The sequence below is a fragment of the Nocardiopsis halotolerans DSM 44410 genome (assembly GCF_000341065.1).
Classification (GTDB): domain Bacteria; phylum Actinomycetota; class Actinomycetes; order Streptosporangiales; family Streptosporangiaceae; genus Nocardiopsis; species Nocardiopsis halotolerans.
Genome location: NZ_ANAX01000233.1, coordinates 13,011 through 36,730, shown reverse-complemented (window position 1 = coordinate 36,730; position 23,720 = coordinate 13,011). Strand labels below are relative to the sequence as shown.

Annotated in this window: 21 protein-coding genes and 1 riboswitch; of the genes, 14 read left to right on the top strand and 7 right to left on the bottom strand. The window is 72.5% G+C overall.

The genetic code is table 11. The features are described from left to right. Positions 1 to 9: 9 nt before the first annotated feature. Positions 10 to 672 (top strand): response regulator, encoded by a 663-nt coding sequence (locus D455_RS0117810; protein ID WP_017572067.1) that lies wholly within the window; start codon positions 10 to 12, stop codon positions 670 to 672. A gap of 44 nt (positions 673 to 716) precedes the next feature. Beyond that, positions 717 to 1,415: an HD domain-containing protein gene (locus tag D455_RS0117805; RefSeq protein WP_017572066.1), complete on the top strand. Its 699-nt coding sequence runs from the start codon at positions 717 to 719 to the stop codon at positions 1,413 to 1,415. Between the two features lie 24 nt (positions 1,416 to 1,439). Here D455_RS0117805 and D455_RS0117800 read toward each other — a convergent pair whose 3' ends face one another. Both D455_RS0117800 and D455_RS0117795 read right to left on the bottom strand, forming a co-directional pair. Then, positions 1,440 to 1,721, bottom strand: coding sequence for a DUF4031 domain-containing protein (locus D455_RS0117800; RefSeq protein ID WP_017572065.1), 282 nt, complete (start codon positions 1,719 to 1,721; stop codon positions 1,440 to 1,442). 167 nt (positions 1,722 to 1,888) lie between these two features. After that, entirely contained in the window at positions 1,889 to 2,671 is a 783-nt protein-coding gene (locus D455_RS0117795) for an SDR family NAD(P)-dependent oxidoreductase (protein ID WP_017572064.1), read from the bottom strand. 86 nt (positions 2,672 to 2,757) lie between these two features. Here D455_RS0117795 and D455_RS0117790 point away from each other — a divergent pair, with 86 nt between their 5' ends. Continuing rightward, positions 2,758 to 3,609 carry a helix-turn-helix transcriptional regulator gene (locus D455_RS0117790; protein ID WP_026122732.1) on the top strand — a complete coding sequence of 284 codons (852 nt, stop codon included), beginning with the start codon at positions 2,758 to 2,760 and terminating at the stop codon, positions 3,607 to 3,609. Between the two features lie 162 nt (positions 3,610 to 3,771). On the opposite strand, the gene D455_RS0117785 is transcribed toward D455_RS0117790, so the two are convergent. After that, positions 3,772 to 4,245 (bottom strand): Lrp/AsnC family transcriptional regulator, encoded by a 474-nt coding sequence (locus tag D455_RS0117785; RefSeq protein WP_026122731.1) that lies wholly within the window; start codon positions 4,243 to 4,245, stop codon positions 3,772 to 3,774. A gap of 205 nt (positions 4,246 to 4,450) precedes the next feature. Here D455_RS0117785 and D455_RS0117780 point away from each other — a divergent pair, with 205 nt between their 5' ends. The 3 genes from D455_RS0117780 (at position 4,451) to D455_RS0117770 (ending at position 8,068) form a co-directional block, all read left to right on the top strand. Beyond that, complete coding sequence (locus D455_RS0117780) at positions 4,451 to 5,338, top strand: tryptophan 2,3-dioxygenase (protein ID WP_017572061.1); 888 nt, start codon at positions 4,451 to 4,453, stop codon at positions 5,336 to 5,338. A 32-nt stretch (positions 5,339 to 5,370) separates the two neighbouring features. After that, positions 5,371 to 6,609: a kynureninase gene (gene kynU, locus D455_RS0117775; RefSeq protein WP_026122729.1), complete on the top strand. Its 1,239-nt coding sequence runs from the start codon at positions 5,371 to 5,373 to the stop codon at positions 6,607 to 6,609. Positions 6,610 to 7,159: 550 nt separating this feature from the next. After that, entirely contained in the window at positions 7,160 to 8,068 is a 909-nt protein-coding gene (locus D455_RS0117770; protein WP_017572059.1) for a hypothetical protein, read from the top strand. Between the two features lie 61 nt (positions 8,069 to 8,129). Here the strand turns inward: D455_RS0117770 and D455_RS0117765 are convergent, their stop codons facing one another. Continuing rightward, on the bottom strand, positions 8,130 to 8,399 hold the full coding sequence (locus D455_RS0117765) for a hypothetical protein (RefSeq protein WP_017572058.1): 270 nt from the start codon (positions 8,397 to 8,399) through the stop codon (positions 8,130 to 8,132). Between the two features lie 806 nt (positions 8,400 to 9,205). Here D455_RS0117765 and D455_RS0117755 point away from each other — a divergent pair. Together D455_RS0117755 and D455_RS0117750 are read left to right on the top strand one after the other, a co-directional pair. Then, on the top strand, positions 9,206 to 9,643 hold the full coding sequence (locus D455_RS0117755) for an Lrp/AsnC family transcriptional regulator (protein WP_017572056.1): 438 nt from the start codon (positions 9,206 to 9,208) through the stop codon (positions 9,641 to 9,643). A 65-nt stretch (positions 9,644 to 9,708) separates the two neighbouring features. Then, positions 9,709 to 10,497, top strand: a complete 789-nt coding sequence (locus D455_RS0117750) for a PhzF family phenazine biosynthesis protein (protein WP_026122728.1) — start codon at positions 9,709 to 9,711, stop codon at positions 10,495 to 10,497. Between the two features lie 162 nt (positions 10,498 to 10,659). Here the strand turns inward: D455_RS0117750 and D455_RS0117745 are convergent, their stop codons facing one another. Beyond that, entirely contained in the window at positions 10,660 to 11,259 is a 600-nt protein-coding gene (locus tag D455_RS0117745; RefSeq protein WP_017572054.1) for a TetR/AcrR family transcriptional regulator, read from the bottom strand. A 178-nt stretch (positions 11,260 to 11,437) separates the two neighbouring features. On the opposite strand from D455_RS0117745, the gene D455_RS0117740 reads away from it, so the two are divergent. The 5 genes from D455_RS0117740 (at position 11,438) to D455_RS0117720 (ending at position 17,334) form a co-directional block, all read left to right on the top strand. Then, entirely contained in the window at positions 11,438 to 12,421 is a 984-nt protein-coding gene (locus D455_RS0117740; protein ID WP_017572053.1) for an alpha/beta hydrolase family protein, read from the top strand. A gap of 72 nt (positions 12,422 to 12,493) precedes the next feature. Beyond that, positions 12,494 to 12,655: a hypothetical protein gene (locus D455_RS34575; protein ID WP_169552646.1), complete on the top strand. Its 162-nt coding sequence runs from the start codon at positions 12,494 to 12,496 to the stop codon at positions 12,653 to 12,655. 505 nt (positions 12,656 to 13,160) lie between these two features. Further along, on the top strand, positions 13,161 to 14,936 hold the full coding sequence (locus D455_RS0117730) for an ABC-ATPase domain-containing protein (RefSeq protein ID WP_017572051.1): 1,776 nt from the start codon (positions 13,161 to 13,163) through the stop codon (positions 14,934 to 14,936). 323 nt (positions 14,937 to 15,259) lie between these two features. After that, positions 15,260 to 16,186, top strand: coding sequence for a proteasome assembly chaperone family protein (locus tag D455_RS0117725; protein WP_017572050.1), 927 nt, complete (start codon positions 15,260 to 15,262; stop codon positions 16,184 to 16,186). Further along, the gene (locus D455_RS0117720) at positions 16,183 to 17,334 is read left to right on the top strand and encodes a quinone-dependent dihydroorotate dehydrogenase (RefSeq protein WP_017572049.1); all 1,152 of its coding nucleotides are present in this window, start codon (positions 16,183 to 16,185) and stop codon (positions 17,332 to 17,334) included. The genes D455_RS0117725 and D455_RS0117720 overlap by 4 nt, the downstream gene beginning before the upstream one ends. A 94-nt stretch (positions 17,335 to 17,428) precedes the next feature. Here D455_RS0117720 and D455_RS0117715 read toward each other — a convergent pair whose 3' ends face one another. Both D455_RS0117715 and D455_RS0117710 read right to left on the bottom strand, forming a co-directional pair. Next, complete coding sequence (locus tag D455_RS0117715; RefSeq protein WP_026122727.1) at positions 17,429 to 18,997, bottom strand: polysaccharide deacetylase family protein; 1,569 nt, start codon at positions 18,995 to 18,997, stop codon at positions 17,429 to 17,431. Positions 18,998 to 19,194: 197 nt separating this feature from the next. Then, the gene (locus D455_RS0117710; protein ID WP_040684956.1) at positions 19,195 to 20,781 is read right to left on the bottom strand and encodes a polysaccharide deacetylase family protein; all 1,587 of its coding nucleotides are present in this window, start codon (positions 20,779 to 20,781) and stop codon (positions 19,195 to 19,197) included. 273 nt (positions 20,782 to 21,054) lie between these two features. Next, a riboswitch (cobalamin riboswitch) is annotated at positions 21,055 to 21,215 on the top strand. A gap of 160 nt (positions 21,216 to 21,375) precedes the next feature. Here D455_RS0117710 and metE point away from each other — a divergent pair. Then, the gene (gene metE / locus D455_RS0117705; RefSeq protein ID WP_017572046.1) at positions 21,376 to 23,682 is read left to right on the top strand and encodes a 5-methyltetrahydropteroyltriglutamate--homocysteine S-methyltransferase; all 2,307 of its coding nucleotides are present in this window, start codon (positions 21,376 to 21,378) and stop codon (positions 23,680 to 23,682) included. The last annotated feature ends 38 nt before the right edge of the window (positions 23,683 to 23,720 follow it).

Sequence of the window (23,720 nt, the reverse complement as noted above, 5' to 3'; positions counted from 1 at the left end):
AGAACGGACGTGATCAGGGTGCTGCTCGCCGACGACGAGGCGATGATCCGCGCCGGGGTACGGGCGATCGTGCGCAGCGACCCGGAGATCGAGGTGGTGGCCGAGGCCGCCGACGGCCGCGAGGCCGTGGACCTGGTGCTCTCCCACCGCCCCGACGTGGCGCTGCTGGACATCCGCATGCCCCGGATGGACGGCCTCGCGGCCACGACCGAGATCCGCCGGATCGCCCCCGCCACCGCCGTGGTCATCCTCACCACCTTCGGCGAGGACAGCTACATCTCCCAGGCGCTCAGCGGCGGTGCGAGCGGCTTCCTGCTCAAGGCGGGAGACCCGCGAGAGCTGATCACCGGGGTGCACGCGGTCGCCGACGGCGGCGCCTACCTGTCACCCCAGGTGGCGCGGCAGGTGATCGCCCAGTTCGGCGGGGCCCGGGCCACCCGGGAGGCGGCGGCCGCCGCACGGATCGAGGTGCTCACCCAGCGCGAGCGCGAGGTGCTGGCGCTGGTGGGCGCCGGACTGTCCAACGCCGACATCGCCGAACGGCTGTTCCTGGTGGAGGGCACCGTCAAGAGTTACGTCAGCGCCATCCTCAACCGTCTGGAGATGCGTAACAGGGTGCAGGCGGCCATCCTCGCCCACGAGGCCGGACTCGTGGACACCTCCGCCACCTGAGCCCGGTGCCGGGCGGGCGGGGGCCGATGGGAAGGACTGGTGGTATGAGCTCCGACGACCCCGGAGGCGGGCCGCGCCCGCCGGAGGACGACACGGTGCGGTTGGCCGCGGCCTGGCGCGCGCTCGCCGGGGAGGGCCCCGAGGCGGTGGCGGTCGGCGCCGAACTCCTGGAGCGCTGGAGCGAGCCGCACCGCCGCTACCACACGCCCGCCCACCTGGGTGCCACGCTGCGCGCGGTCGAGACGCTGCTCCAGGAGGAGGAACCGCGCGACGCCGACCTCGTCCGCCACGCGGTCTGGTTCCACGACGCCGTCCACGAGGGCGTCCCGGGGCGGGACGAGGAGGAGAGCGCCCGGCTGGCCGAGCGGCTGCTGCCCCTGCTGGGGATGGCGGCGGCCCGGGTCCGCGAGGTCGCGCGCCTGGTCGGCGTGACCGCGACGCACCGGCCGGGGAGGTGGGACACCGGAGGCGCGGTGCTCTGCGACGCCGACCTGTCCGTGCTGGCCTCGCCGGTCGACGAGTACCTGGCGTACACGACGGCCGTACGGGCCGAGTACCGGTACGTCACGGACGAGGACTTCCGTGCGGGCCGGGCCGGGGTGCTCCGCTCCCTGCTGGAGGCACCGCACCTGTTCCACACCCGGTTCGGCCGGGCGCACTGGGAGGCGCGGGCCCGGGTGAACGTGCTCGCCGAACTCCACCGGTTGACCGCGCCGCCCCCGGTGGAGCCGCCCCCGCCCTGAGGCGGCCGTTCCGGGGGCGGGAACTCAGGCCGGGTCGGGTGAACGCCGGGCCCGGGGACGCCGCAGCCCCGCCGCGCGCAGGCGGGTGACCAGCTCGCGGCCGCTGACGTGTTCGGCGCCCAGTTCCAGGGCCCGGGCGTGCAGGTGCTCGGGGATGTCGTAGTGGTCGCGGTCGAACGCGCGCGGGGACGCCCCGAGCGCACGGGCGAAGGCGTGCAGTTCGTCGTGGGAGTGGTCGCTGACCAGATGGGCGAACAGCCAGCCGCGCGGCCCCGGCCAGACCGGTGTGTCGATGAGAACGCTCATCCCAGAACCTTAGGGCCCCTGTCGTTCGGGTCCTCGGTCGTGCGGGGGAGCGGCACGTGGGGCGGCCCGTTGCGGTCCGCGCGGGGAAGCGGTCCTCGCCACCGCAGCCGGCGAGGACCGCTTCGTGCCGCGTCACCGCGTCACCGCGTCACCGCGTCGGCTCTGTCTCAGGCGCCGGCACCGCCGTCCACCGGCACGATCGCGCCCGTCACCATCGAGGCCCGGTCGCTGATGAGCCACGCGGCCACCTCGGCCACCTCTCGGGGCTCGGCCATACGGCCGAGCGGGGTCGCCGCGTTGTTGCGCTCGATGATGCCTGGGGACACCGCTTCCCACGCGTCCATCATCTCCGTCGCGGTACCGCCGGGGGCGATGCCGTTCACGCGGACCCCCTGCCGCCCCCAGGTCACGGCCGCGGACTCGGTGATGCTGTTGAGCGCGCGCTTCATCGCGCCGTACGCGGGGAGCGCGGGGTTCGCGCGGCGGCCGCCGATGCTCGAGGTGTTGACGATCGCCCCGCCACCACCCCGGCGCATGAGCTCGGCCTCGACCGCCATCGCGGTCCAGTGCGCCCGGAAGTTCACCGTGAACTGCGCCTCGACGTCCTCGTCGCTCGTCGTGTCCAGCGGGCCGGGCCGCTGGACCGTGGCACCGTTGTTGAACGCGCCGTCGAGCCGGCCGTACAGCTCCTCGACGCGCTCGACCGCCGCGCGGATGCTCGCCTGGTCGGTGAGGTCCATGGTCACCGCCTCCGCGTCGCCGCCGTCGGCGCGAACCTCGGCGACGATCCGCTGGAGGGTGTCCGTGCTGCGGGCGGCGAGCACGACGGCCGCGCCCTCCCGTGCGAAGAGCCGGGCCGCCGCCGCCCCGATCCCTCGGCTGGCACCGGTGATGAACACGACCTTGCCGGTGAGCAGGCCGATGGGTGAGATGTCGATGTTGTCCGTCATGTTGGCAGTGTCAGCCCAGCTGCCGGACCGGATACAGGTACAGGCAGTACCAGGATCCGCTGCCGCACGGCGTGCAGAATCGGGGTATGGACAGACAGGAACTCGGAGCGTTCCTCCGTAGCCGCCGCGAACGACTCCGACCGCTGGACATCGGCCTCCCCTCGGGCCCGCGCCGCCGGACACCGGGTCTTCGCCGCGAGGAGGTGGCGGTCCTCGCGCACATCTCCACGGAGTACTACGTTCGGCTCGAACAGGCCAGGGCGCCACGACCGTCGGGCGAGGTCCTCGCCGGGATCGCGGGCGCACTGAGGCTCACGGACGCCGAGTCCGCCCACCTCCACGTTCTCGCGGGCACCGCGCCGATCCGTGATCGGCTGCATCGGCGCGATGTCCGCCCCAGCGTCCTCGCGCTCCTCGAACGACTGCCGTCGACGGCCGGTTTCGTGATGTCCGCCATGTTCGAGGTGCTCGTGTGGAACGACCTCGCGGCCGCGCTCATGGGGGGCTTCGCCGGGCTCACCCCGATGGACCGCAACCTCGCGCGCCGGGCGTTCCTCGGACCGACGCGACCGGACATGGCGCTGTACGGGCTCGCCGACGCCGCCGACTTCCGGCACCAGGTGGTCATGGAGCTTCGTGCCACCCTCGCTCGCTACCCGAGCGACCCCGCGGTGACCGGCCTCGTCGACGAGCTTCGCGATGCCAGCCCCGACTTCGTCCGGCTCTGGGAGCGACACGACGTGCAGGCCGCGCCGATGCTCACGAAGACCTTCCGACACCCGGTGGTCGGGGAGATCACCGTCGACTGCGATGCGCTCGCGATCACGGACCGCGACCAGCACCTCGTGCTCTACAGCGCGCCGCCGGGATCCCCTGGCGCCGAGGCCCTGGCCCTTCTGAACGTCCTTGGAGCCGAGGCCGGCGTTTGTCCGCGTTAGCCGCGGCTGGCCAGGAGGCCATCCCATGGTCGACGCAGCCATCGGCGGCCTCGCCCGGCACCAGCGGTCCCACCACCGACACGCGGCCAGGCCGTCGAGAACCCACATGCGACGAGTCCTGGGGCGTGCTCGGCGGACACGTGTCCGGCCCGGGCCGTCCGGTCAGCGGGGGCGCGTCACTGGTGCGGCCACCGGGCGCCAGGGCACCGGGCTGGACATGACCATGGTGCTGGAGGGGCGTCCGTGTTCGGCGAGCTTGTCGATGACCTCCTCGAAGTGCTCCATGGAGCGCACCGCGATGAGCAGGACACAGCAGTCGTCACCGGTCACCCGGTGCACCTGGAGGATCTCCGGCAGTTCCAGCGACGCCCGGTCGCGCAGCAGGCAGTGCGCGCCGAAGCACTCCATACGCACCAGCGCGGTCACGGGCAGTCCTGCGGCGGCCGGGTCCACGTGTGCGTGGTAGCCGGTGATCACCCCGCGGTCGGTGAGGCGGCGCACGCGGTCGGCGACGGCGGGCGCCGACAGGTTCACCCGGCGGGACAGTTCGTTGAAGGACAGACGCCCGTCCTGCTGGAGTTCGGCGAGGATGCGCTGGTCAACGCCGTCCAACGGGGTAGCCAGTCGTGAGGCCATGCCTTGCGTTCCCAAAGTCGAGAGTCACTACCTCTTACGGATGTTAGGTCAATGTCCCCTTCGCGTGTCCGGCGACCCTTCCTGTCGGCGGCGCGCGTGTCCGATGATGTGACCTCACGCTCGTGGTGCCGTCCGCGGAGGTGATCCCTCCCCGCGGCGGCCCGTGGGCGCGCAGACGTACACGCGAGTCCGACAAGGGGTTCCCATGCTCTCCACCACCGCCCAGCAGTGTCCGTACGCCGGGGACGCCGGCGGGGCCGAGGCGGCCCGGACGGGCGAGGACGGGAGTCCGACCCTGTCCTTCGAGCGCAACACCCCCTACGTCGACTACGTCGGCATCGACACCCTCCTGAGCCTTCAGAGGCCGCGCACCGACGAGCCCGCCGAGTCGTCGTTCATCATCGCCACCCAGGTCATGGAGCTGTTGTTCGCCCTGGTCCAGGAACGCTGGGAGGCGGCCCGCGACGCGCTGGAGGCCGACGACGTGCCCGGAGCGCTGGCCTGGCTGCGCCGGGCGTGCAACGCTCAGGACGTGCTCAACGACTCCTGGGGCCTGCTCGCCGACATGACGCCCACCGAGTTCAACCGCTTCCGTGACTCCTTCGGTGAGGCCTCGGGCTTCCAGTCCCACGGTTACCGCAAGCTGGAGTTCCTGCTCGGGAACAAGTCCGCCGCGATGATCCGCCCGCACAAGGGCATGAGCGACGTCGCCAAGGAGCTCACCGACCTGTTGGAGCGTCCGGGCCTCTACGACGCCGCGCTGCGCCTGCTGCACCGCCGCGGGCTGCCGGTCCCGCAGGACCGGGTCGACCGCGACTGGACCCGGTCCTACGAGGCCAGCGCCGAGGTCGAGAAGGCGTGGCTGACCGTCTACGCCGACGACACCCCCGGCAACGAGCTGTTCCTGCTGGCCGAGGCGCTGCTCGACGTCGCCGAGCGGGTGACCCGGTGGCGCCACCGCCACCTCGTGGCCGTCAAGCGCACCCTGGGCGGCAGGCCCGGCAGCGGCGGCTCCAACGGCCTGAGGTGGCTGGCGCGCAACGCCGAGCAGGACGTCTTCCCCGAACTGTGGTCGCTCCGCAGCACCGTCTGATCCACCCACGTCCCATCAGGAAGCAGGAACCGATGATCCCCACCACCCGTGAGGACTGCCTCGCGCTCGACGCGGCCGACCCCCTCGCCGCGTTCCGGGAGGAGTTCGTCCTCCCCGAGGGTGTGGTCTACCTGGACGGCAACTCCCTGGGAGCCCTGCCGCGATCCACCCCAGGCCGTGTCGCCGACATGATCGAGCGCGAGTGGGGTCGCGACCTCATCCGCAGCTGGAACGACGCCGGATGGTGGGACAAGCCGCGCACCCTGGGGGCCAAGGTCGCGCCGCTGGTCGGCGCGGCCCCCGACGAGGTCGTCGTCGGTGACGGCACCTCGGCCAACCTGTTCAAGACCCTGGTCGCGGCACTGCGCATGTCCGACCGCTCGGTCGTGCTGGGCGAGGCGGGGAACTTCCCCACCGACCTCTACGTCACCGAGGGCGCGACCTCGCTGCTGGGCGCCACCCAGCGGCGGGTGGACCCCGACGGACCCGGGCTCGCCGAGGCCCTGGCCACGGGCGACGTCGCGGTTCTGCTGCTCAGCCACGTGGACTACCGCGGCGGCACCCTGCGCGACATGCCGGGGATCACCCGCCTGGCCCACGAGCACGGCGCCCTGGTGGTGTGGGACCTGTGCCACAGCGTGGGCGCGGTGCCCGTCGACCTGTCGGGCGGCGGCGCCGACTTCGCGGTGGGGTGCACCTACAAGTACCTCAACGCGGGACCGGGCGCACCGGCGTTCCTGTACGCCGCCCGCCGCCACCACGCGGTGGCCGACCAGCCGCTCAGCGGTTGGCACGGGCACGCCCGCCCCTTCGACTTCACCGCCGACTACGAGCCAGCGCCGGGGGTGTCGCGCTTCCTGAGCGGTTCGCAGCCGCTGGTGGCCGACGCCGCCCTGGAGGCGAGCCTGGACGTGTGGGCTCGGGCGGATCTGGACCAGGTGCGCGCCAAGAGCCTGGCGATGACCGACCTGTTCCTGGAGCGCGCGGCCAAGGTGGGGATCTCCTCGATCACCCCGGCGGAGCACGGGCGGCGCGGCAGCCAGGTGGCCCTGGTGCAGCCGGAGGAGGGGGCCGGGTACCCGATCGTGCAGGCGCTCATCGCGCGCGGCGTGATCGGCGACTTCCGTGCCCCCGACGTCATGCGGTTCGGTTTCACCCCGCTCTACCTGCGTTACGTGGACGTGTGGGACGCCGCGGAGGCCCTGACGGAGGTCGTGGAGAGCGGTGAGTGGCGTCAGGAGCGCTTCTCCCGGCGCGGCCAGGTGACCTGACCGGCACACGGTGTCCGGATGACGTGTTCTTGACCACGTGCGTCCGGGTTTGTCCCTCGCTGTCGGGTCACGGAGGGCCGGGGTTGTGGCGAGGGACACCCCACGGGCCTGCCTGTCGCCCCCGGGCAGGTCCGTAAACCCTTTTGCAGCAGGGCCTTTTCGCCTTTTCGGCCCCTCGAATGCCCTGCTTCGCACCGTATTGCGAGTGACACGCAACGTCATTTTACCCCACGGGCTTGCGCTCTTTGCCCAAACGTGGGTTAGGGTCCCTCGTGATCGGTTCGTTATTGCCTTTTGGCGGACCGATGCCGAGCCCTTGACCGGCCGCGGGCCGCAAGGGAGTCGAGACCTCTTCCGGGGAACAGGGCCGCGCGACCCACGCGCCCGAGCCAGCGGAGACACCTCCCGTTCCCGCCCGCCACTCGCCGCCAGCGACGCGGGAGAACCCTGCCATGACACGCCCTCGCGGGGCGCGCGCCACGTGTGCCCGCGTTGCGGTGAGCCATGCCCGTGGTCTTCTCGGCCCTGTCGTCAACCGGGCTTTCCTTTCATGAGCAACGAAACTCCCATTCAGCACGGCGAAGTCACCGCGACCTACTTCTGGGACGACGGTTCCGGCATCAACGGGGACACGGGGGCTCCCGCGAGCGGAGAACCCATGCAGAAGGGCCTCTTCTCCAGTCCCAGCTGGCCTCTCGGAACCGAGGGCTACATCGTCTACGAGGGCAGGAAAGCCGAGTTCTTCATCGGCGACCGGGGCCCGGGCGCCCCCTCCCAGGGCTGCGACGTGCTGCTCGACATCGACGGCAAGACCTTCGCCGAGATCACCGGCGAGACGTGGAACGACAGCAACTACACCGTCAGCGGCGGCAACGGCCACCTCGAGGTGGAGTACTACATCACCGAGTGGGGCGACGGTCACGGCACCGAGGGCGCGCCGCACCCCTTCCAGCAGCCCGGCGACAAGTGCGAGGACGCGGTCTCCCCGATCCCCGAGGAGGTCGCCTCCGGGGGTGACTCCGAGGAGGAACCGGAGGAGAAGCCCGAGGAGAAGCCGGAGGAGAGCGCCGGGAAGGACGAGGAGGACGGGGCCGAGGAGCCGGCTCCGACCAAGGCCGAGGGCGACTCCGGTGACGCCGAGGAGGGCAAGTCCGAGGAGGGCGCCTCCGGCGGCGGGGACGGGGGCGACGACGGCGGGGTGAGCGCCGAGACCGCCGCCAACGACCTCTCCGGCTTCCAGCTCATGGGCGCCGACGGCGTTGTCGGGGGCGCCGGGCTGCTGGCCCTGGTCCTCATCCCGGCCGTGCTGATCGCCATGCTCTTCGCCGGAACCCGCCGCCTGAACGGTGCGCACGCCGGTGCCAGGGGCGGGGGCGGAAGCCTGATCGCTCGGAGCACCGGCCGCCACAGCCTGGGCTCGCGCCTGGGTTCCGTGGTCGACGGGCTGCGCCGCAAGTAGGCGGCGAGCAGGCCGGACCCGGCGGGGCCCGCGGACGCGAGGCGGCCCCGCCGGGGCGCCCCTACGTGGCGGTGGACAGGGGGCGGCGCTGGTCACCGGCGGCCGTGTGACCGCGTACGAGGGACGCGACCCCCTCCGCTCCGGCGTCGGAGGAGGCCGGGACCCCGTCCGCCTCCTCCGGGGTTCCGAACGCGCCCTCCGCGCGCAGCAGGGCCTCCGTGCGCAGCAGGGGGTCGCGCGCGGTCCAGTACACGGCCTCGGATCCCTCCCCGTGGTGGCGCGGGGTGTCGGAACCGCCCGCCTCCACCCGGTGGGTGACCGTCTCGACCATGGCGGGGCCGTCCCCGGCCCGGGTGTGGGAGGCGTTCGTGGCCAGCGGGGTGCACCGGGGTGCGCACCGCTGACGGTGGGGGGCCGTACCCGGGGTGCCAGCCCCCACGGAACGGGGTCAGGGCCCGCGTCGGATCGACGCCCCCGGTGACGAGGGCGACGCTGTCCCGTTGACATCCTCCCCGCCGTGAACTGACGGGGATTCCGACCCGCCCTCGTGGGCGGGTGGTGCTCGCGCCTCACGACGCGCGCGGTTCCTGTTTCGCTGGCTGGTGCCCCACCCAGAAGGTGGTGGTCTTACCCTGCCTCCGCAGGCGTTCGACTTCTCCGCCAGCCCGGCGGCGACACATCGACGGGTGTGATTCCCACCTGCCGACAACACTCAAAGCACGGGAGCGCCAACACACTGTGCACACCAGGGCCGATTCACCTCTGGCCTGAAGGCAGGAGCACTCTCGGACAAGGCCGGTGGCTGGGGAACAGCCAGTCCCGTTCCGACCTGGTTGAAGCGGCGGCCGATGACCATGACGCGGTGGAGGTCGGCGAGCAGGGTGTGGTCGGGAGCGGTGAACAGCGGATGCTCCACACGCCGGCCGTGCCGGTCCACGAGACGCGCCGGCTCCGCCGAGGGGAGCGGAGGAGCCTGACGAGAACGCTCATCGGTGTGCTTCGTGTCTTGAATATGAGGTGAATTACCCCATATTGTCGATAACCTCGCGTTGATGCTGGACGAACTGCCCGGTATCGGTCCGTGAGGTTCCGGATGTTCTCATGTGATCATCGTGCGACCGGTATGAGGTAAGACACATGGCCGTGCAGTTGGACGACACCGACCGTCGCATCATCTCCCTGCTCTGCGGCGACGGACGCATGTCCATCCGTGCGGTCGCCGAGCAGGCGCACATCTCCCGTGCCAACGCCTACTCGCGCCTGGAGCGCCTCCGGGGTGAGGGCGTCATCCGCGGGTTCACCGCCGTCATCGACCCGGAGAAGTACGGCACGGCCCTGTCCGCCTACGTGTCCGTGCGCATCGAGCAGCACTCCTGGGAACGCTTCCGCGGTTACCTGCGCGACATCCCCGAGGTGGATCACGCCGCCCTGGTCTCCGGTGACGTCGACCTGCTCCTGCTGGTCCGCGTCACCGACGCCGCGGCCCTGCGCACCTTCGTGCTCGAACGCCTCCAGCGCCTGCCCGAGGTCAAGAGCACGCAGACCATGTTCATCCTCGACGAGCCGCCCCTCTAGGGAGGGTCCACCGTGCCCGCGAGTGGACCTTGGGCAGCCGCCGGGGCGCTTCTAGGCTGTGCGCCATGCCTGAGTACCGCGTGGTCGACGCCTTCACCGACCGGCCCCTGGCCGGAAACCCCGCCGCCGTCCTGGTCCTGGACGAGGCCTACCCCGATGACTGGGCGCAGGGGGTGGCAGCGGAGTTCAACCTGTCCGAGACCGCCTTCGCCCGTCCGGTGGACGGGGAGGGAGCCTCCTACGAGCTGCGTTGGTTCACGCCCACAGTGGAGATCGACCTGTGCGGACACGCCACGCTGGCCACCGCGCACGCGCTCACCGAACTCGGCGTCCCCGGGCCCTACCGCTTCACCACCCGCAGCGGGGTCCTCACCGTCGAGCAGCGGGACGGGCGCCTGTGGATGGATTTCCCCGCCAAGCGCCCGGCGCCCGTGGAGGCACCCGAGGGTCTGGCCGGGGCGCTCGGCGCCGAGCCCCGGTGGGTGGGCCTGGGCGGCGGTGACGACCTGCTGGTCGAACTCGCCGACGAGGCCGCCGTGCGGGAGCTGGCGCCCGACGTCGCCGCGCTCGCCCGCCTCCCGTACCACCTGGTGATCGTCACCGCCCGGGCCGACGAGGGGTACGACTTCGTCTCCCGCGTCTTCGGTCCCCGTGTCGGTGTGCCCGAGGACCCGGTGACCGGCAGGGCCCACACCGTGCTCACCCCGTTCTGGGCCGAGCGCCTGGACCGCGCCGGACTGACCGCCCACCAGGCCTCCGCGCGCGGAGGCGACCTGCTCGTCGAGGACCGGGGCGAGCGCGTCCTGATCGGCGGAGAGGCGGTCACCGTGGCCACCGGGGACCTTCGCCTCTAGGCGGTGCCTCCGGCCCTCGGCGGGGCGTCCGAGGAACGGGGCCCCGGACGCCCGAACCGCCGTGCCGAGGGCCGGGCCCGGGAACGGACTCCGGGCCGCGTCGGACGGTCCGACGACACGGCGCCGCCCGCACGCCCCGCCCCGCACGGGCGACCACCGGCATCAGGACGGCCGGGGCCGCCGTAGCCCCTGAAGGAGCAGTTCGACCAGTCGGCGGGGGTCGTAGCGGGGATCGCCGTCATGCCCGACGACGCAGAGGTTGCCGATGCCGCGCATCAGTTCGTAGGCGTGCGTGCCCGGCTCGGTCTCGCCAGCGTCCACCGCGGCGTCGAGCAACCGCTCGCAGACGGGCACCAGGCGGTCGAGGAAGTAGGCGTGCAGGGCTTCGAAGCCACCGCCGTCCGACCGCATCGCGTCGGCGAGCCCGTGTTTCGTCACCAGGAAGTCGACGAAGAGGTCGACCCACTGCCGGAGCGCCGAGAACGGGGAGTCGGCGCCGGCCAGCAGGGTCGGCCCGGCCTCGGCGCAGGCCTCGACCTGGTGGCGGTAGACGGCGACGACGAGGTCCGCCCGGGTGGGGAAGTGGCGGTAGATCGTTCCCATCCCCACGCCCGCCTCCGCCGCGATCTCACGGATCGGCGCGTCGACGCCGGAGGTGACGAACACCGCCGCCGCGGCGTCGAGCAGCTTCCGCTGGTTGCGCCGCGCGTCAGCCCGCTTGCTCCGGGTCGGCCCCTCTCCGGACCCGCCTGTGGTGGGCACCGCACTCCCCTTCCCTGGTCTTTGACAAAGCGGAACAGTGCTCCGTATATTAAGCGGAGCGCTGATCCGCTTTCAGCGTATCCGAAGCCGGACGCTCCCGTCCGCATGTCCGCATGCCTGTTCCGCCCGCCGTCAGCCGGGCGCGACCGGCGGCGGAGGCCATCGAAGGGAAAGCACCATGAGTGAACCCACCCGCACGGCCCACACCCCCGGCCCGCCCGCCCCCGTCCTCTCGGTCAGCCCGGTGGTGCTGCCCGCTCCCGGCCGCGCCGTGGACCTGGAGGTGCGGGTCTCCGCGCCCGTGACCGGGGACGACCTGCCGGTCATCCTCCTCTCGCACGGCCAGGGCTACTCCAACCACCTCTCCTCGCTGAACGGCTACGCGCCCCTCGCCAACTACTGGGCGGCGCACGGCTTCGCCGTGATCCAGCCCACCCACCTGAGTTCGCGGACGCTCGACCTGGACCCCAGCACTCCGGAAGCACCGCTGTACTGGCGGTCGCGGGCCGAGGACATGTCACGCGTCCTCGACCGGTTCGACGACATCGAGGCCGCCGTCCCCCAGCTCCGCGGGCGCCTGGACCGCGGCAGGGTCGCCGTGGCCGGGCACTCGATGGGCGGACACACCGCGAGCCTGCTGCTGGGCGCACGGCTCACCGACCCCGACGACGGAACGGAGGTGAACCTGGCCGATCCCCGCATCACGGCGGGTGTGCTGCTCGCCGCGCCCGGCAGGGGCGGCGACGCCCTCACCGAGTCCGTGGCCCGGGACTGGCCCTTCTTCCTGACCACGGACTTCTCCACGATGACGACGCCCGCGCTCGTGGTCGCGGGGGAGAAGGACGACTCCGCCCACCTGACGGTGCGGGGCCCGGACTGGCACGCCGACCCGTACTTCCTCTCCCCGGGCCCCAAGTCCCTGCTCACCCTGTTCGGCGCGGAGCACGGACTCGGCGGGGTCTCGGGATACGACGTCGCCGAGACCACGGACGAGAGCCCCGAACGGGTGTCCGTGGTGCAGCGGCTCACCTGGGCCTACCTCCGCACCGCGCTCCATCCGGGGGACCCCGCCTGGCGGACGGCCCGCGACGCGCTGGCGGCCGGGCCCGCCCCGCTGGGACGGGTCGAGTCCAGGGAGGCCGGAGAGGTGCCGTCTCCGTGACGGGCCAACGGCACGGGAGGGGTTCCCCGACACGGCGCTGGGTTGGTCACCACCGTCGAAAGGAGCACCGCCGTGGAACAGTGGGCCGCCAAGGAGGAGATCATCGCGGTCCGTGAGCGACTGGTGGTCGAACACCCGGGCTGGCGGCGGCTCGTCGCGGTGTTCGTCGGCGATCTGGCCGACGACCCCGTCGACGACCACGACCGCGCTCTGCGCGCCGCCCCGGAGCGGTGAGTCCGCGGGACCGGACCGGGACGGGCTGAGCCGGGCCTCCCCGGCCCTTCCGCGAACGCACTGGTGGCGGAATCCGGGTTTCCCCCTCAGCGCGCCCCCGGTTCCGGTAGAACAGAGATTGAGGCACCTCCCCACCCCTCCCGGGGAGGTGCCCGCCGCGGCCCCCCGGCGCGCCCCCTTGGTATCGGGGGCCGCGGCACCCTTCCCGTACCGGCCGTACCGGCCGTGGCGGGCGTCCCCCGGAAGCGCGGAGCCTGGCCGTTCCCCCCGCGGGCGGTCCCGTCGCGCCCCAGCGGGAGACCGCGCGCGGCTCGTCGATCCGGTGCGGGTTCTCCTGGCGGAGGCGGACCGACTCCGGGGCCTCCATGTCGTTGTGCCTGGAGGACGTACGCCCGGCGCCGGAGGGCGGCGCGCCCCGGACGCGTGTCCACAGGCCTCTGCGACGGGTCCGCGAAACACCTAACCTGGCCGGAGTAGCAGTAGAAGCCACACCCAGGGGGCAGCGATGACCGGACGGTACGGCGGCGGCCAGGGACGCCGGCACGGCGGGGGCGGCGGACACGGTGGCGGCCGCGGGGGCGGCCGCGGGGGCGGCGGTCGCAGGCCCGAGCCCGAGCCGATCCGCGGCGTCCGCGACGACGCCCGGCTCTCCGACGAACTCCTGCGCATGGACGGCGCGTCCTACGGGCGCTACAAGTCCCTCAAGGGCGACTGGGACTTCGGCGACTTCACCCTGACCGTGCAGCGCGTCCAGTCCGACCCCTTCGCCCCGCCCTCGCGCGTGCGCGTGCTCGTCCCTGACACCGGTATCCCCAAGAGCGCCTGGGGCGATCCGGTGCGCCGCCGCGCCACCGCCGACTACCTGGGGCGACGCGCCCGCAGACTCCTGCGGGGATCGCTGCTCAAGATCGACACCGGCGGCCAGGAGGTCATCGAGCGCTCCTCCTGCCAGCTCACCGACGGCGGTATCGACCTGCGCATCGGTATCGACCTGCCCGGTCACGGCCGCCGCATCGACGGGCGCACCGCCGAGCGCGAGCTGTGCCGGACCCTGCCCGACCTGGTCGACGACCTGGACTGGGAGGAGATCGACACCGAGGAGGCCACCGCCTTCGCCGACACCGTCGCGGACACGGTCGCCCTGCGCTCCCAACTGGAGGAGAGGCGGCTGGTCGCCTTCGTCGCCGACGGCGCCGTCCTGCCCCGGCGCAGTGGTGTCAGCGACGAGCCGATGGCCCGGGGCGCGGTGCCCTTCGAGGCGCCCGAGAGCCTGCGGGTCAGCGTGGACCTGCCGCACCGCGGCACGGTGAGCGGCATGGGCGTTCCCGAGGGCATCACCCTCATCGTCGGCGGTGGCTTCCACGGCAAGTCCACCCTGCTGCACGCCCTGGAGCGCGGTGTCTACGACCACGTGCCCGGCGACGGCCGCGAACTCGTGGTGACCAGGGACGACGCCGTCAAGATCCGTGCGGAGGAGGGGCGCGGGGTCGAGCGCGTGGACGTGAGCCCGTTCGTGCGCAACCTGCCCACCGGCGCCGACACGAGCGACTTCCGCACCGAGAACGCCTCCGGATCCACCTCGCAGGCGGCCAACATCTGCGAGGCCGTGGAGGCGGGATCGCACACGCTGCTGGTGGACGAGGACTCCACCGCCACCAACCTGATGATCCGGGACGAGCGCATGCAGGCCCTCGTGCACGGTGACCGGGAGCCCCTGGTCCCCTTCATCGACCTCGTCCGGCCCCTGTACCGCGACCACGGGGTTTCCACGGTCCTGGTCATGGGCGGCAGCGGCGACTACTTCGACGTCGCCGACCAGGTCATCATGCTCGACGCCTACCATCCGCACGACGTCACCGAGAAGGCACGCGCGCTGGCCCACGAGCGCGTCGACGCCGACTTCACCCTGCCGCGCGCCCGGGTGGTGGCACCCGCCTCCGTGGACGACACCGCGCGGGGCAGGGGCCGGATCAAGCGCCGCGACATGGACGTGCTGGTGTACGGCGAGAACGACGTCGACGTGCGCGCGATCGAGCAGTTCGCCGACCCCGGGCAGATCACCGGCGCCGGACTCGCCCTGCGCGAGCTCGTCGGTGGACGCCACCTGGACGGCACCCGCACCCTCGCCGAGGCGCTCGACTCCCTGGAGGAGGCCCTGGACAGAAGGGGCGTCACCCTGCTCGGCGCCGACTTCGGCGGTGACTACGTCCTGCCGCGCCGGTTCGAGATCGCCGCCGTCCTCAACCGGCTGCGCTCCCTGAGGGTGGACGACCTGCGCTGAGTCCCCGGTCACGGCCGCGGCGGCGCGACCGCCGCGGCCGGAGCCGCTCCCCGGGGCACCGGACGGGAGGAATTTCTGGCGGGGCGAGGATGCTGTGCTCCCATGGTCCGGTTTGCGGGCCGCCGGCCGCGAGGGGCTTCCGGCGGGGTGTGGGGGACGTTGCGCCCTCTCGGCTCAGCCCCAGGAGCTCCGGTCGGTATTGTGGATAAGCAGGACACAGCGTCCCAGGTGGTGCGGTTCCGGACCGTTCCGGCCGTACCCCGGCGGCTGGACAGCCGCGTGAACGCCCCTGCGCCCCGACCAGCTTTGGAGACGAGAACCCGGTGCGTGACCCCGCAGATCTGTACGAACTCCACCCAGGTTTCGAGGATGTCGCCGGGCTGGCGATGCTGGTCTGTCTGGACGGCTTCGTGGACGCCGGACACGCCGGACGCCAGATGGTCACCTCGCTGTTCGACCGGTTCCCCGCCGAGGAGGTCGCGACCTTCGACGCCGACCGCCTCGTGGACTACCGGTCGCGCCGCCCGACGATGACGTTCGTCGAGAACACCTGGACCGCTTACGACGCGCCCAGGATCGCCCTGTACCGGATGCACGACGAGGAGGGCGCCCCCTTCCTGGTCCTGCACGGGCAGGAGCCGGACCGCGAGTGGGAGGCCTTCGCGGCCGCGGTGGGCCGTCTCGTCGACCACTTCTCCGTCACGCTGTCCATCAGCACCCACGGCATCCCCATGGCCGTTCCGCACACCCGGCCGGTCACGGTCACCCCGCACTCCACACGGCCCGAACTGGTGGAGGGCCACACTCCGTGGATCGGCCGCGTCGAGGTGCCCGGCAGCGCCACCTCGCTGCTGGAGTACCGGCTGGGGGAGAGCGGCCACGACTTCGTGGGCTACGCCATCCACGTGCCCAGCTACCTGGCCCAGTCCCAGTACCCGCGCGCGGCCATCGCCGCCGTCGAGTACGTGGCCGGGGCCACCGGCCTGGCCCTGCCCACCCGGGAGCTGGAGGAGGTCGCCGCGACCACCGACGTCGACATCGCCGAGCAGGTCGCCTCCTCCGAGGAGGTCCAGCGTGTCGTGGCCAACCTGGAGCGCCAGTACGACGACATCATGTCCTCGCGGACCGATCCCCAGGAACGTCCCACGCTCCCGCTGGCCGACGACGACGCCCAACTGCCCACCGCCGACGAGCTCGGCGCGGAACTCGAACGCTTCCTCGCAGAGCGCGAGGGCGACGGAAACGGATGACCGTGTTCTACCAGATGCTCTTCCGCTCGGTCCTGCGCCACATGGACGCGGAGAAGGTCCACAGGCTCAGCTTCGCCGCCCTGCGCGGCGTGACCGCCCTTCCCCCCGTGGCCAACGCCATGGGCAGGGTGCTCGGGCCGCGCGAACCGGAGCTGACCGTGCACGCCCTCGGTCGGGAGTTCCCCGGACCGCTGGGACTCGCCGCGGGCTTCGACAAGAACGCGGAGGGCCCCGCCGGACTGGCCGCGCTCGGCTTCGGCTTCGTGGAGATCGGCACCGTCACCGCCCAGCCCCAGCCCGGCAACCCCCTGCCGCGCCTGTTCCGGCTGGTGGCGGACCGCGCGATCGTCAACCGGATGGGCTTCAACAACGAGGGTTCGGCGCTGGTCGCCGAGCGCCTCCACCACCGGAGCGGCACCCGCCGCCCCGTGCTCGGCGTCAACATCGGCAAGACCAAGGTGACGCCCGAGGAGGACGCCCCCGCCGACTACGCCCTCAGCGCCCGGCGCCTGGCCCGTTACGCCGACTACCTGGTGGTCAACGTCAGCTCGCCGAACACCCCCGGGCTGCGCGACCTCCAGGGCGTGGAGCGCCTGCGCCCGCTCCTGGCCGCCGTCCGCGAGGCCCTCACCGAGGCCGGTCGTCCGGAGCTGCCCCTGCTGGTGAAGATCGCCCCCGACCTCGCTGACGAGGACGTGGACGCCGTCGCCGACCTCGCGCTGGCCGAGGGCCTCGACGGCATCATCGCCACCAACACCACCATCTCCCGGGAGGGACTGGCCGCCTCCACCGCCCAGGTGGAGGCCGCCGGCGCGGGCGGTCTGTCGGGCGCCCCCCTCAAGCGGCGCTCCCTGGAGGTGCTGCGCCGCCTGCGCGCCCGCGTGGGCGACCGGGTCACCCTGATCGCCGTCGGCGGCATCGAGACCCCCCAGGACGCCTGGGCCCGTATCCGTGCCGGAGCCACCCTCGTGCAGGGCTACACCGGACTCATCTACGGCGGGCCCCTCTGGCCCCGGCGCATCCACCGCGGCCTCGCCCGGATGGTCCGCGCCGCCGGTTACCGCTCCATCGGGGAGGCCGTGGGCGCCGACGTCCCGGCCACGCCCGGGAGGGAACCGGGTTCCGCGGCGGTGGCCGCGAACGGCTGAGACCGGTTCGGCGCCGGGCGGGGACGCCCCCGCCGGGCGCCGACGCGTGTGCCGGGCCACCAGCGGCCCGCGGTCTTAGCCGGGCCCCGTGGCCTCAGGAGCCGACGGGTGAGGTCAGCCCCTCGGGCGGGTAGCTCTCGCCGGGCTCCGGGCCGTCGTAGACCTGGCTGACGGTCGCGAACGCGTACCCGTCCTCGCGCAACCGCTCGATGATCTCCGGAACCGCCTCCAGGGTCGGTGCCATGGTGTCGTGCAGCAGCACCACCGCGCCCGGCTCGGCCTGCTCCACCACGCTTTCCACGATCTCGTCGCGGCTCAGGCCGGTCCAGTCCTCGCTGTCCTGGCTCCACAGGATCTCGGCCATGCCCTGCCTGCCGATCTCCGCCAGCACCTCCGGGGAGCTGTCGCCGAACGGCGGCCGGAACAGTTCCACGGTGTGCCCCGTCTGGCGGCGCACCATCGCGCTCACCGCGGCCACCTGGTGGACCAGCTCCTTCTCGTCGAACTTCTTCGGCATGTGCTCGTGCAGGTGGTTGTGGCTGCCGATCTCGTGCCCCTCGGCGTAGGCGCGCCGCAGCACGCCGGGCCGGGTCAGGGTCGGATGGCCGTTGAGGAAGAAGGTGGCCGACACCTCCTCCTCGGCCAGCAGGTCCAGCAGCGCCGGTGTCGTCTCGTTCGGGCCGTCGTCGAAGGTCAGCGCGACGCACCTGTCCTCGGAACAGTCCAGTTCCGGGTCGCCGGCCTCGACCACCCCGGGCACCTCCGGTGCGGGTTCGGGCGTGGTCTCGGGTTCGGTGGCGGGTTCCTCCACCGCCAGTACGGGCTCCTCCGCCAGGGCCGCCTCCCGCGCCCGCTCGCCCAGGTCGGACAGCAGCGGGGCGGCCTCCTCGGCGGGGACCACCGCGACCTTGCGGCCCGGCTCGGACGAGGGAGGATGGCCCTCCACGGTCGGGGACAGGTGTCCGTCGTCGAACTCCACCACCAGGTCCCCGTCGGTGTTGAACCCCATCGAGTCGTACGTGCGCATCACCGGGTGCAGGCCCCGCACGTCCACCTGCTCGTCGTCGGCGAACTCCTCGCGGACGATCCCGTCGAGTTCCTCCAACGCCGCGTCGTCGGCCAGCAGCTCCGTGGAGTAGGCGGTGTGGCCGGTGGACACGTCGTACCAGTACGTCCCGTAGGCCTGGCGCAGTCCCTGGAAGTCCTCCTCGGTACGCACCAGGCGCACGCCCAGCACCCCGTTCCCCGCGGCGACCACCTGCCAGTCGATGCTCAGGTTCACCGGTTCGCGGCTGGCCCCCCGGTAGTCCCGCACCTCCTGGTCCACCTGGGCGGCGAGCTCCTCCGCGAAGGCGTCGGCCCCCTCGAACACCGGGTAGCCCGCGTCGATCCGCAGGCCCTCGGGCTGGTACGGATGGTCCTCGAAGTCGCCCGCGTCACCGCGCCACTCGGTGACCCCGTCGCCCGGCTGCTCCAGGACCACCGTCATGAGCGTCTGGTCCTCGCCCATCCCGACGATCCCCTCGTCGCCGCACGCGGTCAGGGACAGGACGAGCGCCACCAGTGCGGCTCCCGGCCACCACGGTCCGCCTCTCCACGGCCGACGTGTCCCACCGCCCGGGGCGGGGACGGTCCTGCTCGGGTGGATTCGAGTCGACGACAACACCGGGCTCCCTCATCCCTCAGTACAGCTGACGCGGCTGCTGCTGGGAGCAACATAGAGGACGCCGTTCCCCGTCCCGTGACGGTGACCACATGTGGTCACCGTCACGGGACGGGGAACGTGCCCGGGATCGGTTCCGACGCGCTCCCGGCGACATTCTCCTCCAGGCCGGTCGACACCGCCGGGACGCCGCGCCCTCAGGCCTCCTCGGAAGCCTCGTCGGAGGGCGTGCCGGAGGGTTCGTCGTCCTCGGACGGCTCCGTGCCCTCCTCGGGGGCGTCGTCGGGGACCCCGTCGACGTAGACCTCACCGGGTGTCGTGGTTCCGAGCAGCTGGGACACCGTGACCATGGTGTACCCGCGCGCGTCCAGTTCACGGATGATCGTGCGGGAGGCGTCGATGGTCGTCCCGTGGATGTCGTGCATGAGGATGATCGCCCCCTCCGAGGCGCCCGCCATCACCCGGTCGTGGACGACCGAGGCGTCACGGTCCTTCCAGTCCAGGGGGTCCACGCTCCACAGGATCTGCGCCAGGCCCATGTTCGCGGTCACCGACGCCACGCCCTCGTCGGTGGAGCCGTACGGCGGTCGCATCAGGTTCATGGTGTGCCCCGTCTCGCGGTACACCAGCGCCTGCACCACGTCCAGTTCGTGGCGCACGCCGCCCTCGCCCAGACCGGCCAGGTCGGAGTGGTCCAGGGTGTGGTTGGCGATCTCGTGCCCCTCGGCGTAGGCGCGCCGCACGGTGTGCGGGTGCTCCATGACGGGGCGGCCGGTGACGAAGAAGGTGGCCCGCGCGTCGTACTCGGCCAGGGCGTCCAACAGCTCGGGGGTGCGCGCGCCGGGGCCGTCGTCGTAGGTCAGGGCCACGCACCTGGTCTCGGGGGCGGAGCAGTCGACGTCCTCGTTCACCGCGGTCGGTCCACCCGGCACGGGGCCGCCCTCGTCCTGGCCGTCCTTGTCGGCCTCGGGCGGGGCGGCGATGGCGAAGTCCTCGACGCCCACGGTCGCGACGTCGCGCACGTGCCGTCCCAGGTCGGACAGCAGCCCCTCGGCCTCCTCGGCGTCGATCACCGCGTACATGCGGCCCTCGCCCGCCGGGGCGACCTGTCCGGCGTCGAACTCCACCACCAGGTCCCCGTCCGGGTTGAAGCCCACCGAGTCGTACAGGGAGCTGATCGGGTGGATGGTGTCGGGGTTCGCGGCGCTCCCGTCACCGTCCCCGTTTCCGACGCTCTCGCGCACCAGGCCGTTGAGCTCCTCCAGTTCCCGCTGCCCGGCGACCAGGGCGCTGGAGGGATGGTGCGCCGCGGTCGCGGTGTCGTACCAGTAGGTGGTGTACCCCTCCCTGGAACCCTCGGAGTCGGTCTCGGTCCGTGTCATGCGGACCCCGAGCAGGCCGTCGCCCGCCGCGGTCAGGTTCCACTCCGCCTCGAAGGAGGCCGCGCCGGGGTTGGCGGCCTCGAAGGCGTGCACCTCGTCGGTGAGCTCGCGCTCGAGGAAGTCGGTCAGCGGCGCGGCGTTGGGGATGACCGGGTAGGTCACCGAGACGTCGATTCCCCCGTCGTAGGCGAGTTCGGCCTCCTCGACGCCCACCACGTCCGCCGCGTCCACCACGGTCAGCCCGTGGGGCTCACCGGAGGCCGGGGGCGGCGACTCCTCCACGGGGGCCGGGGCACCACCCGACTGCGGGGCCTCGCCGGACGAGCGGGTCGCCAACAACACCAGACCCGCCACGACCACCAGCGCCACCACGGTGGTGATCAGGGGGTGGTCCGCTCGCATGGTGGGGTCAGGGCGCTTCTTCACCAGGGATTCTCCACGTTCATCGATCAGACGAACGTCCGCGGGGAGCCAGGGGGAGCTCACCCACGTAACGCTTCATTCGGGTGTGACGCCGGTCAGGGGACAGGAGTTCGCCTGTCGCGGCCAGGCGCATGGAGCCGCATGCCGGATGCAGGGGCGAAAGGGGGCTCTCCCTATACTCGCAGGCGTGGAAGGTACATGCTCCACCCCGTGGTCCGGGCCCCGCCCGGAGCGGCGGGAGCGTGTCGCAAGAGGGAACCCGGTGCGAATCCGGGACTGCCCCGCAGCGGTATGGGGGAACGAACGTCGCCATAGGCACTGGTCATCCGGTCGGAAGGGTCGGAAACCGGGAAGCGGCGGCCAGTAGGCAGGAACGGTGTCCGCACCGTCCGCGCCCCCGAGTCCGAAGACCTGCCTCCACCCGGCGGTGCACCGGTGCCGCCGGTGGTCCCGCGCCCCGAGGGAGGGCCGGGGGCGGTGGCAGGTGTGCGCGCCCACGGCGCGTCCGTCGGTGTGCCCGCTCTCACCCGCCTCGTGGCCGGTACCCGGCTTTCGACGAGGGAGAGAAGCTTCATGTCCACCCCCACGCCCGCCACGTCCCCAGGGGCGTCCCGGTCCTCCGTGCGCTCCACCGTGCACGGCTACCCGCGGATCGGTCCCGACCGCGAGCTCAAGCGCGCCAGCGAGTCCTACTGGAGGGGCGCGACCACCGCCCGGGAGCTGGACGCGGTCGCCGCGGACCTGCGCCGGGGCGTGTACGCCCAGCTGCGCGAGGCCGGGATCGACGACATCCCGTCCAACACGTTCTCCTACTACGACCACGTCCTGGACACCGCGGTCCTGTTCGACCTGGTCCCCTCCCGTTTCGCCCCGCCCGCCGCGGCGGGGGACCGTGACGAGGAGCTGCGCCGCTACTTCGCGCTCGCCCGCGGCGACCAGGGAGCCCCGCCGCTGGAGATGACCAAGTGGTTCGACACGAACTACCACTACCTGGTCCCCGAACTGTCGCCCAGCACCCGTCCCCGCCTGGTCGGGGACAAGCCCGTAGCCGAGTTCCGCGAGGCCGCCGCGGCCGGTTTCCCCACCCGACCGGTCCTGCTCGGACCGCTCACCTTCCTTCTGCTGTCCAAGGCCGCCGACGAGGCCCCCGGGGGATGGGAACCCCTCCAGCTGCTCGACCAGCTCCTGGACGCCTACGCCCAGCTCCTCGGCGACCTCCGGGCCGCGGGCGCCACCGAGGTCCAGTTGGACGAGCCGATCCTGGCCACCGACGAGGGGCGCGCCGCGGTCGGCCACCTGGAACGCGTCTACCAGCGCCTGGGCTCGCTCACCGAGCGCCCCTCCCTGCTGGTTTCCACCTACTTCGGCTCCGTCGGCGCCGCCGCCCTGCGCGTCCTCAAGGACTCCCCGGTCGAGGCCGTGGGCCTGGACCTGGTCACCGACGATGAGGGCGTGGACGACCTGGTGAAGGTCTCCGGGCTGGGCGGCACCCGCCTGGTGGCGGGTGTGGTGGACGGACGCAACGTCTGGCGCGCCGACGTCCCCGCCGCCGTGGCCGGGCTCGGCACCCTGCTCGCCCTCGCCGACGAGCTCACCGTGAGCACCTCCTGCTCCCTGCTGCACGTGCCCCTGGACCTGGACGCCGAGACCTCCCTGGCGCCCGAACTGCACGGGTCCCTGGCCTTCGCCAGGCAGAAGGCCGAGGAGGTGGCCCTGCTCGCCCGCGTGCTCTCCGAGGGGGTCGAGGCCGAGTACGCCGACCGGAACGGCGGTGCGCGAGGCCCCGCCTTCACCGACGCGCGGGTGCGAGCCCGCCTCGACGCCCTGGGACCGGGCGCCTACGAACGGCCCCAGGAGCGCGGCCTCCCCACGGACACCCCGCTCACCACGACCACCATCGGTTCCTTCCCGCAGACGAGCGAACTGCGCCGCGCCCGTGCCGCGTACCGCAGGGGAGAGCTGGCCGAGGACGCCTACGAGGGGATGCTCCGCGAGGAGATCGACCGGGTCGTCGCGCTCCAGGAGGAGATCGGCCTGGACGTGCTCGTGCACGGCGAGCCCGAGCGCAACGACATGGTCCAGTACTTCGCCGAGCGGCTGGAGGGCTACGCCACCACCGAGAACGGGTGGGTGCAGTCCTACGGTTCGCGGTGCGTGCGTCCGCCGATCCTGTTCGGTGACGTCTCGCGTCCCGGGCCGATGACGGTCGAGTGGACCGCCTACGCCCAGTCGCGTACCGACAGGCCGGTCAAGGGCATGCTGACCGGGCCGGTCACCATGCTCGCCTGGTCGTTCGTGCGTACCGACCAGCCGTTGGGCGAGACCGCCCGCCAGGTGGGCCTCGCGCTGCGCGACGAGGTCGCCGACCTGGAGCGCGCCGGTATCCGCCACGTCCAGGTGGACGAGGCGGCCCTGCGCGAGCTGCTGCCGCTGCGCGAGGAACGGCGCGGGGAGTACCTGGACTGGGCGGTGAGCGCCTTCCGCCTGGCCACCTCCGGGGTGTCGCCGTCCACGGTCATCCACACGCACATGTGCTACTCGGAGTTCGGGCTGATCGTCGGCGGGATCGATGCCCTGGACGCCGACGTCACCAGTGTGGAGGCCGCACGCTCCCGGATGGAGCTGGTGCGCGACCTGGGCGGCCGTGGCCGCGGACGCGGCATCGGCCCCGGCGTGTACGACATCCACTCCCCGAGGGTGCCCCCGGTGGAGGAGATCGAGGGGGCGCTGCGCCTGATGGTCGCGCACGTCGACGCCGGGAACCTGTGGGTGAACCCCGACTGCGGTCTCAAGACGCGCGGTTACGCCGAGGTCGAGCAGGCCCTGCGCAACATGGTGGAGGCGGCCCGGAGGGTGCGCGCCGACCTGCCGGGCGCGTAGCGGCCGGGGCCCGGTNGCGAACGCCCGCGGCCCCCTCG

Bases quoted from the DNA above. Each gene is read 5' to 3' on its own strand.
- D455_RS0117805 (WP_017572066.1), top strand. From the start codon at position 717: ATGAGCTCCGACGACCCCGGAGGCGGGCCGCGCCCGCCGGAGGACGAC.
- D455_RS0117800 (WP_017572065.1), bottom strand. From the start codon at position 1,721: ATGAGCGTTCTCATCGACACACCGGTCTGGCCGGGGCCGCGCGGCTGG.
- D455_RS0117795 (WP_017572064.1), bottom strand. From the start codon at position 2,671: ATGACGGACAACATCGACATCTCACCCATCGGCCTGCTCACCGGCAAG.
- D455_RS0117790 (WP_026122732.1), top strand. From the start codon at position 2,758: ATGGACAGACAGGAACTCGGAGCGTTCCTCCGTAGCCGCCGCGAACGA.
- D455_RS0117785 (WP_026122731.1), bottom strand. From the start codon at position 4,245: ATGGCCTCACGACTGGCTACCCCGTTGGACGGCGTTGACCAGCGCATC.
- D455_RS0117780 (WP_017572061.1), top strand. From the start codon at position 4,451: ATGCTCTCCACCACCGCCCAGCAGTGTCCGTACGCCGGGGACGCCGGC.
- kynU (WP_026122729.1), top strand. From the start codon at position 5,371: ATGATCCCCACCACCCGTGAGGACTGCCTCGCGCTCGACGCGGCCGAC.
- D455_RS0117770 (WP_017572059.1), top strand. From the start codon at position 7,160: ATGAGCAACGAAACTCCCATTCAGCACGGCGAAGTCACCGCGACCTAC.
- D455_RS0117765 (WP_017572058.1), bottom strand. From the start codon at position 8,399: ATGGTCGAGACGGTCACCCACCGGGTGGAGGCGGGCGGTTCCGACACC.
- D455_RS0117755 (WP_017572056.1), top strand. From the start codon at position 9,206: ATGGCCGTGCAGTTGGACGACACCGACCGTCGCATCATCTCCCTGCTC.
- D455_RS0117750 (WP_026122728.1), top strand. From the start codon at position 9,709: ATGCCTGAGTACCGCGTGGTCGACGCCTTCACCGACCGGCCCCTGGCC.
- D455_RS0117740 (WP_017572053.1), top strand. From the start codon at position 11,438: ATGAGTGAACCCACCCGCACGGCCCACACCCCCGGCCCGCCCGCCCCC.
- D455_RS0117730 (WP_017572051.1), top strand. From the start codon at position 13,161: ATGACCGGACGGTACGGCGGCGGCCAGGGACGCCGGCACGGCGGGGGC.
- D455_RS0117720 (WP_017572049.1), top strand. From the start codon at position 16,183: ATGACCGTGTTCTACCAGATGCTCTTCCGCTCGGTCCTGCGCCACATG.
- D455_RS0117710 (WP_040684956.1), bottom strand. From the start codon at position 20,781: ATGCGAGCGGACCACCCCCTGATCACCACCGTGGTGGCGCTGGTGGTC.
- metE (WP_017572046.1), top strand. From the start codon at position 21,376: ATGTCCACCCCCACGCCCGCCACGTCCCCAGGGGCGTCCCGGTCCTCC.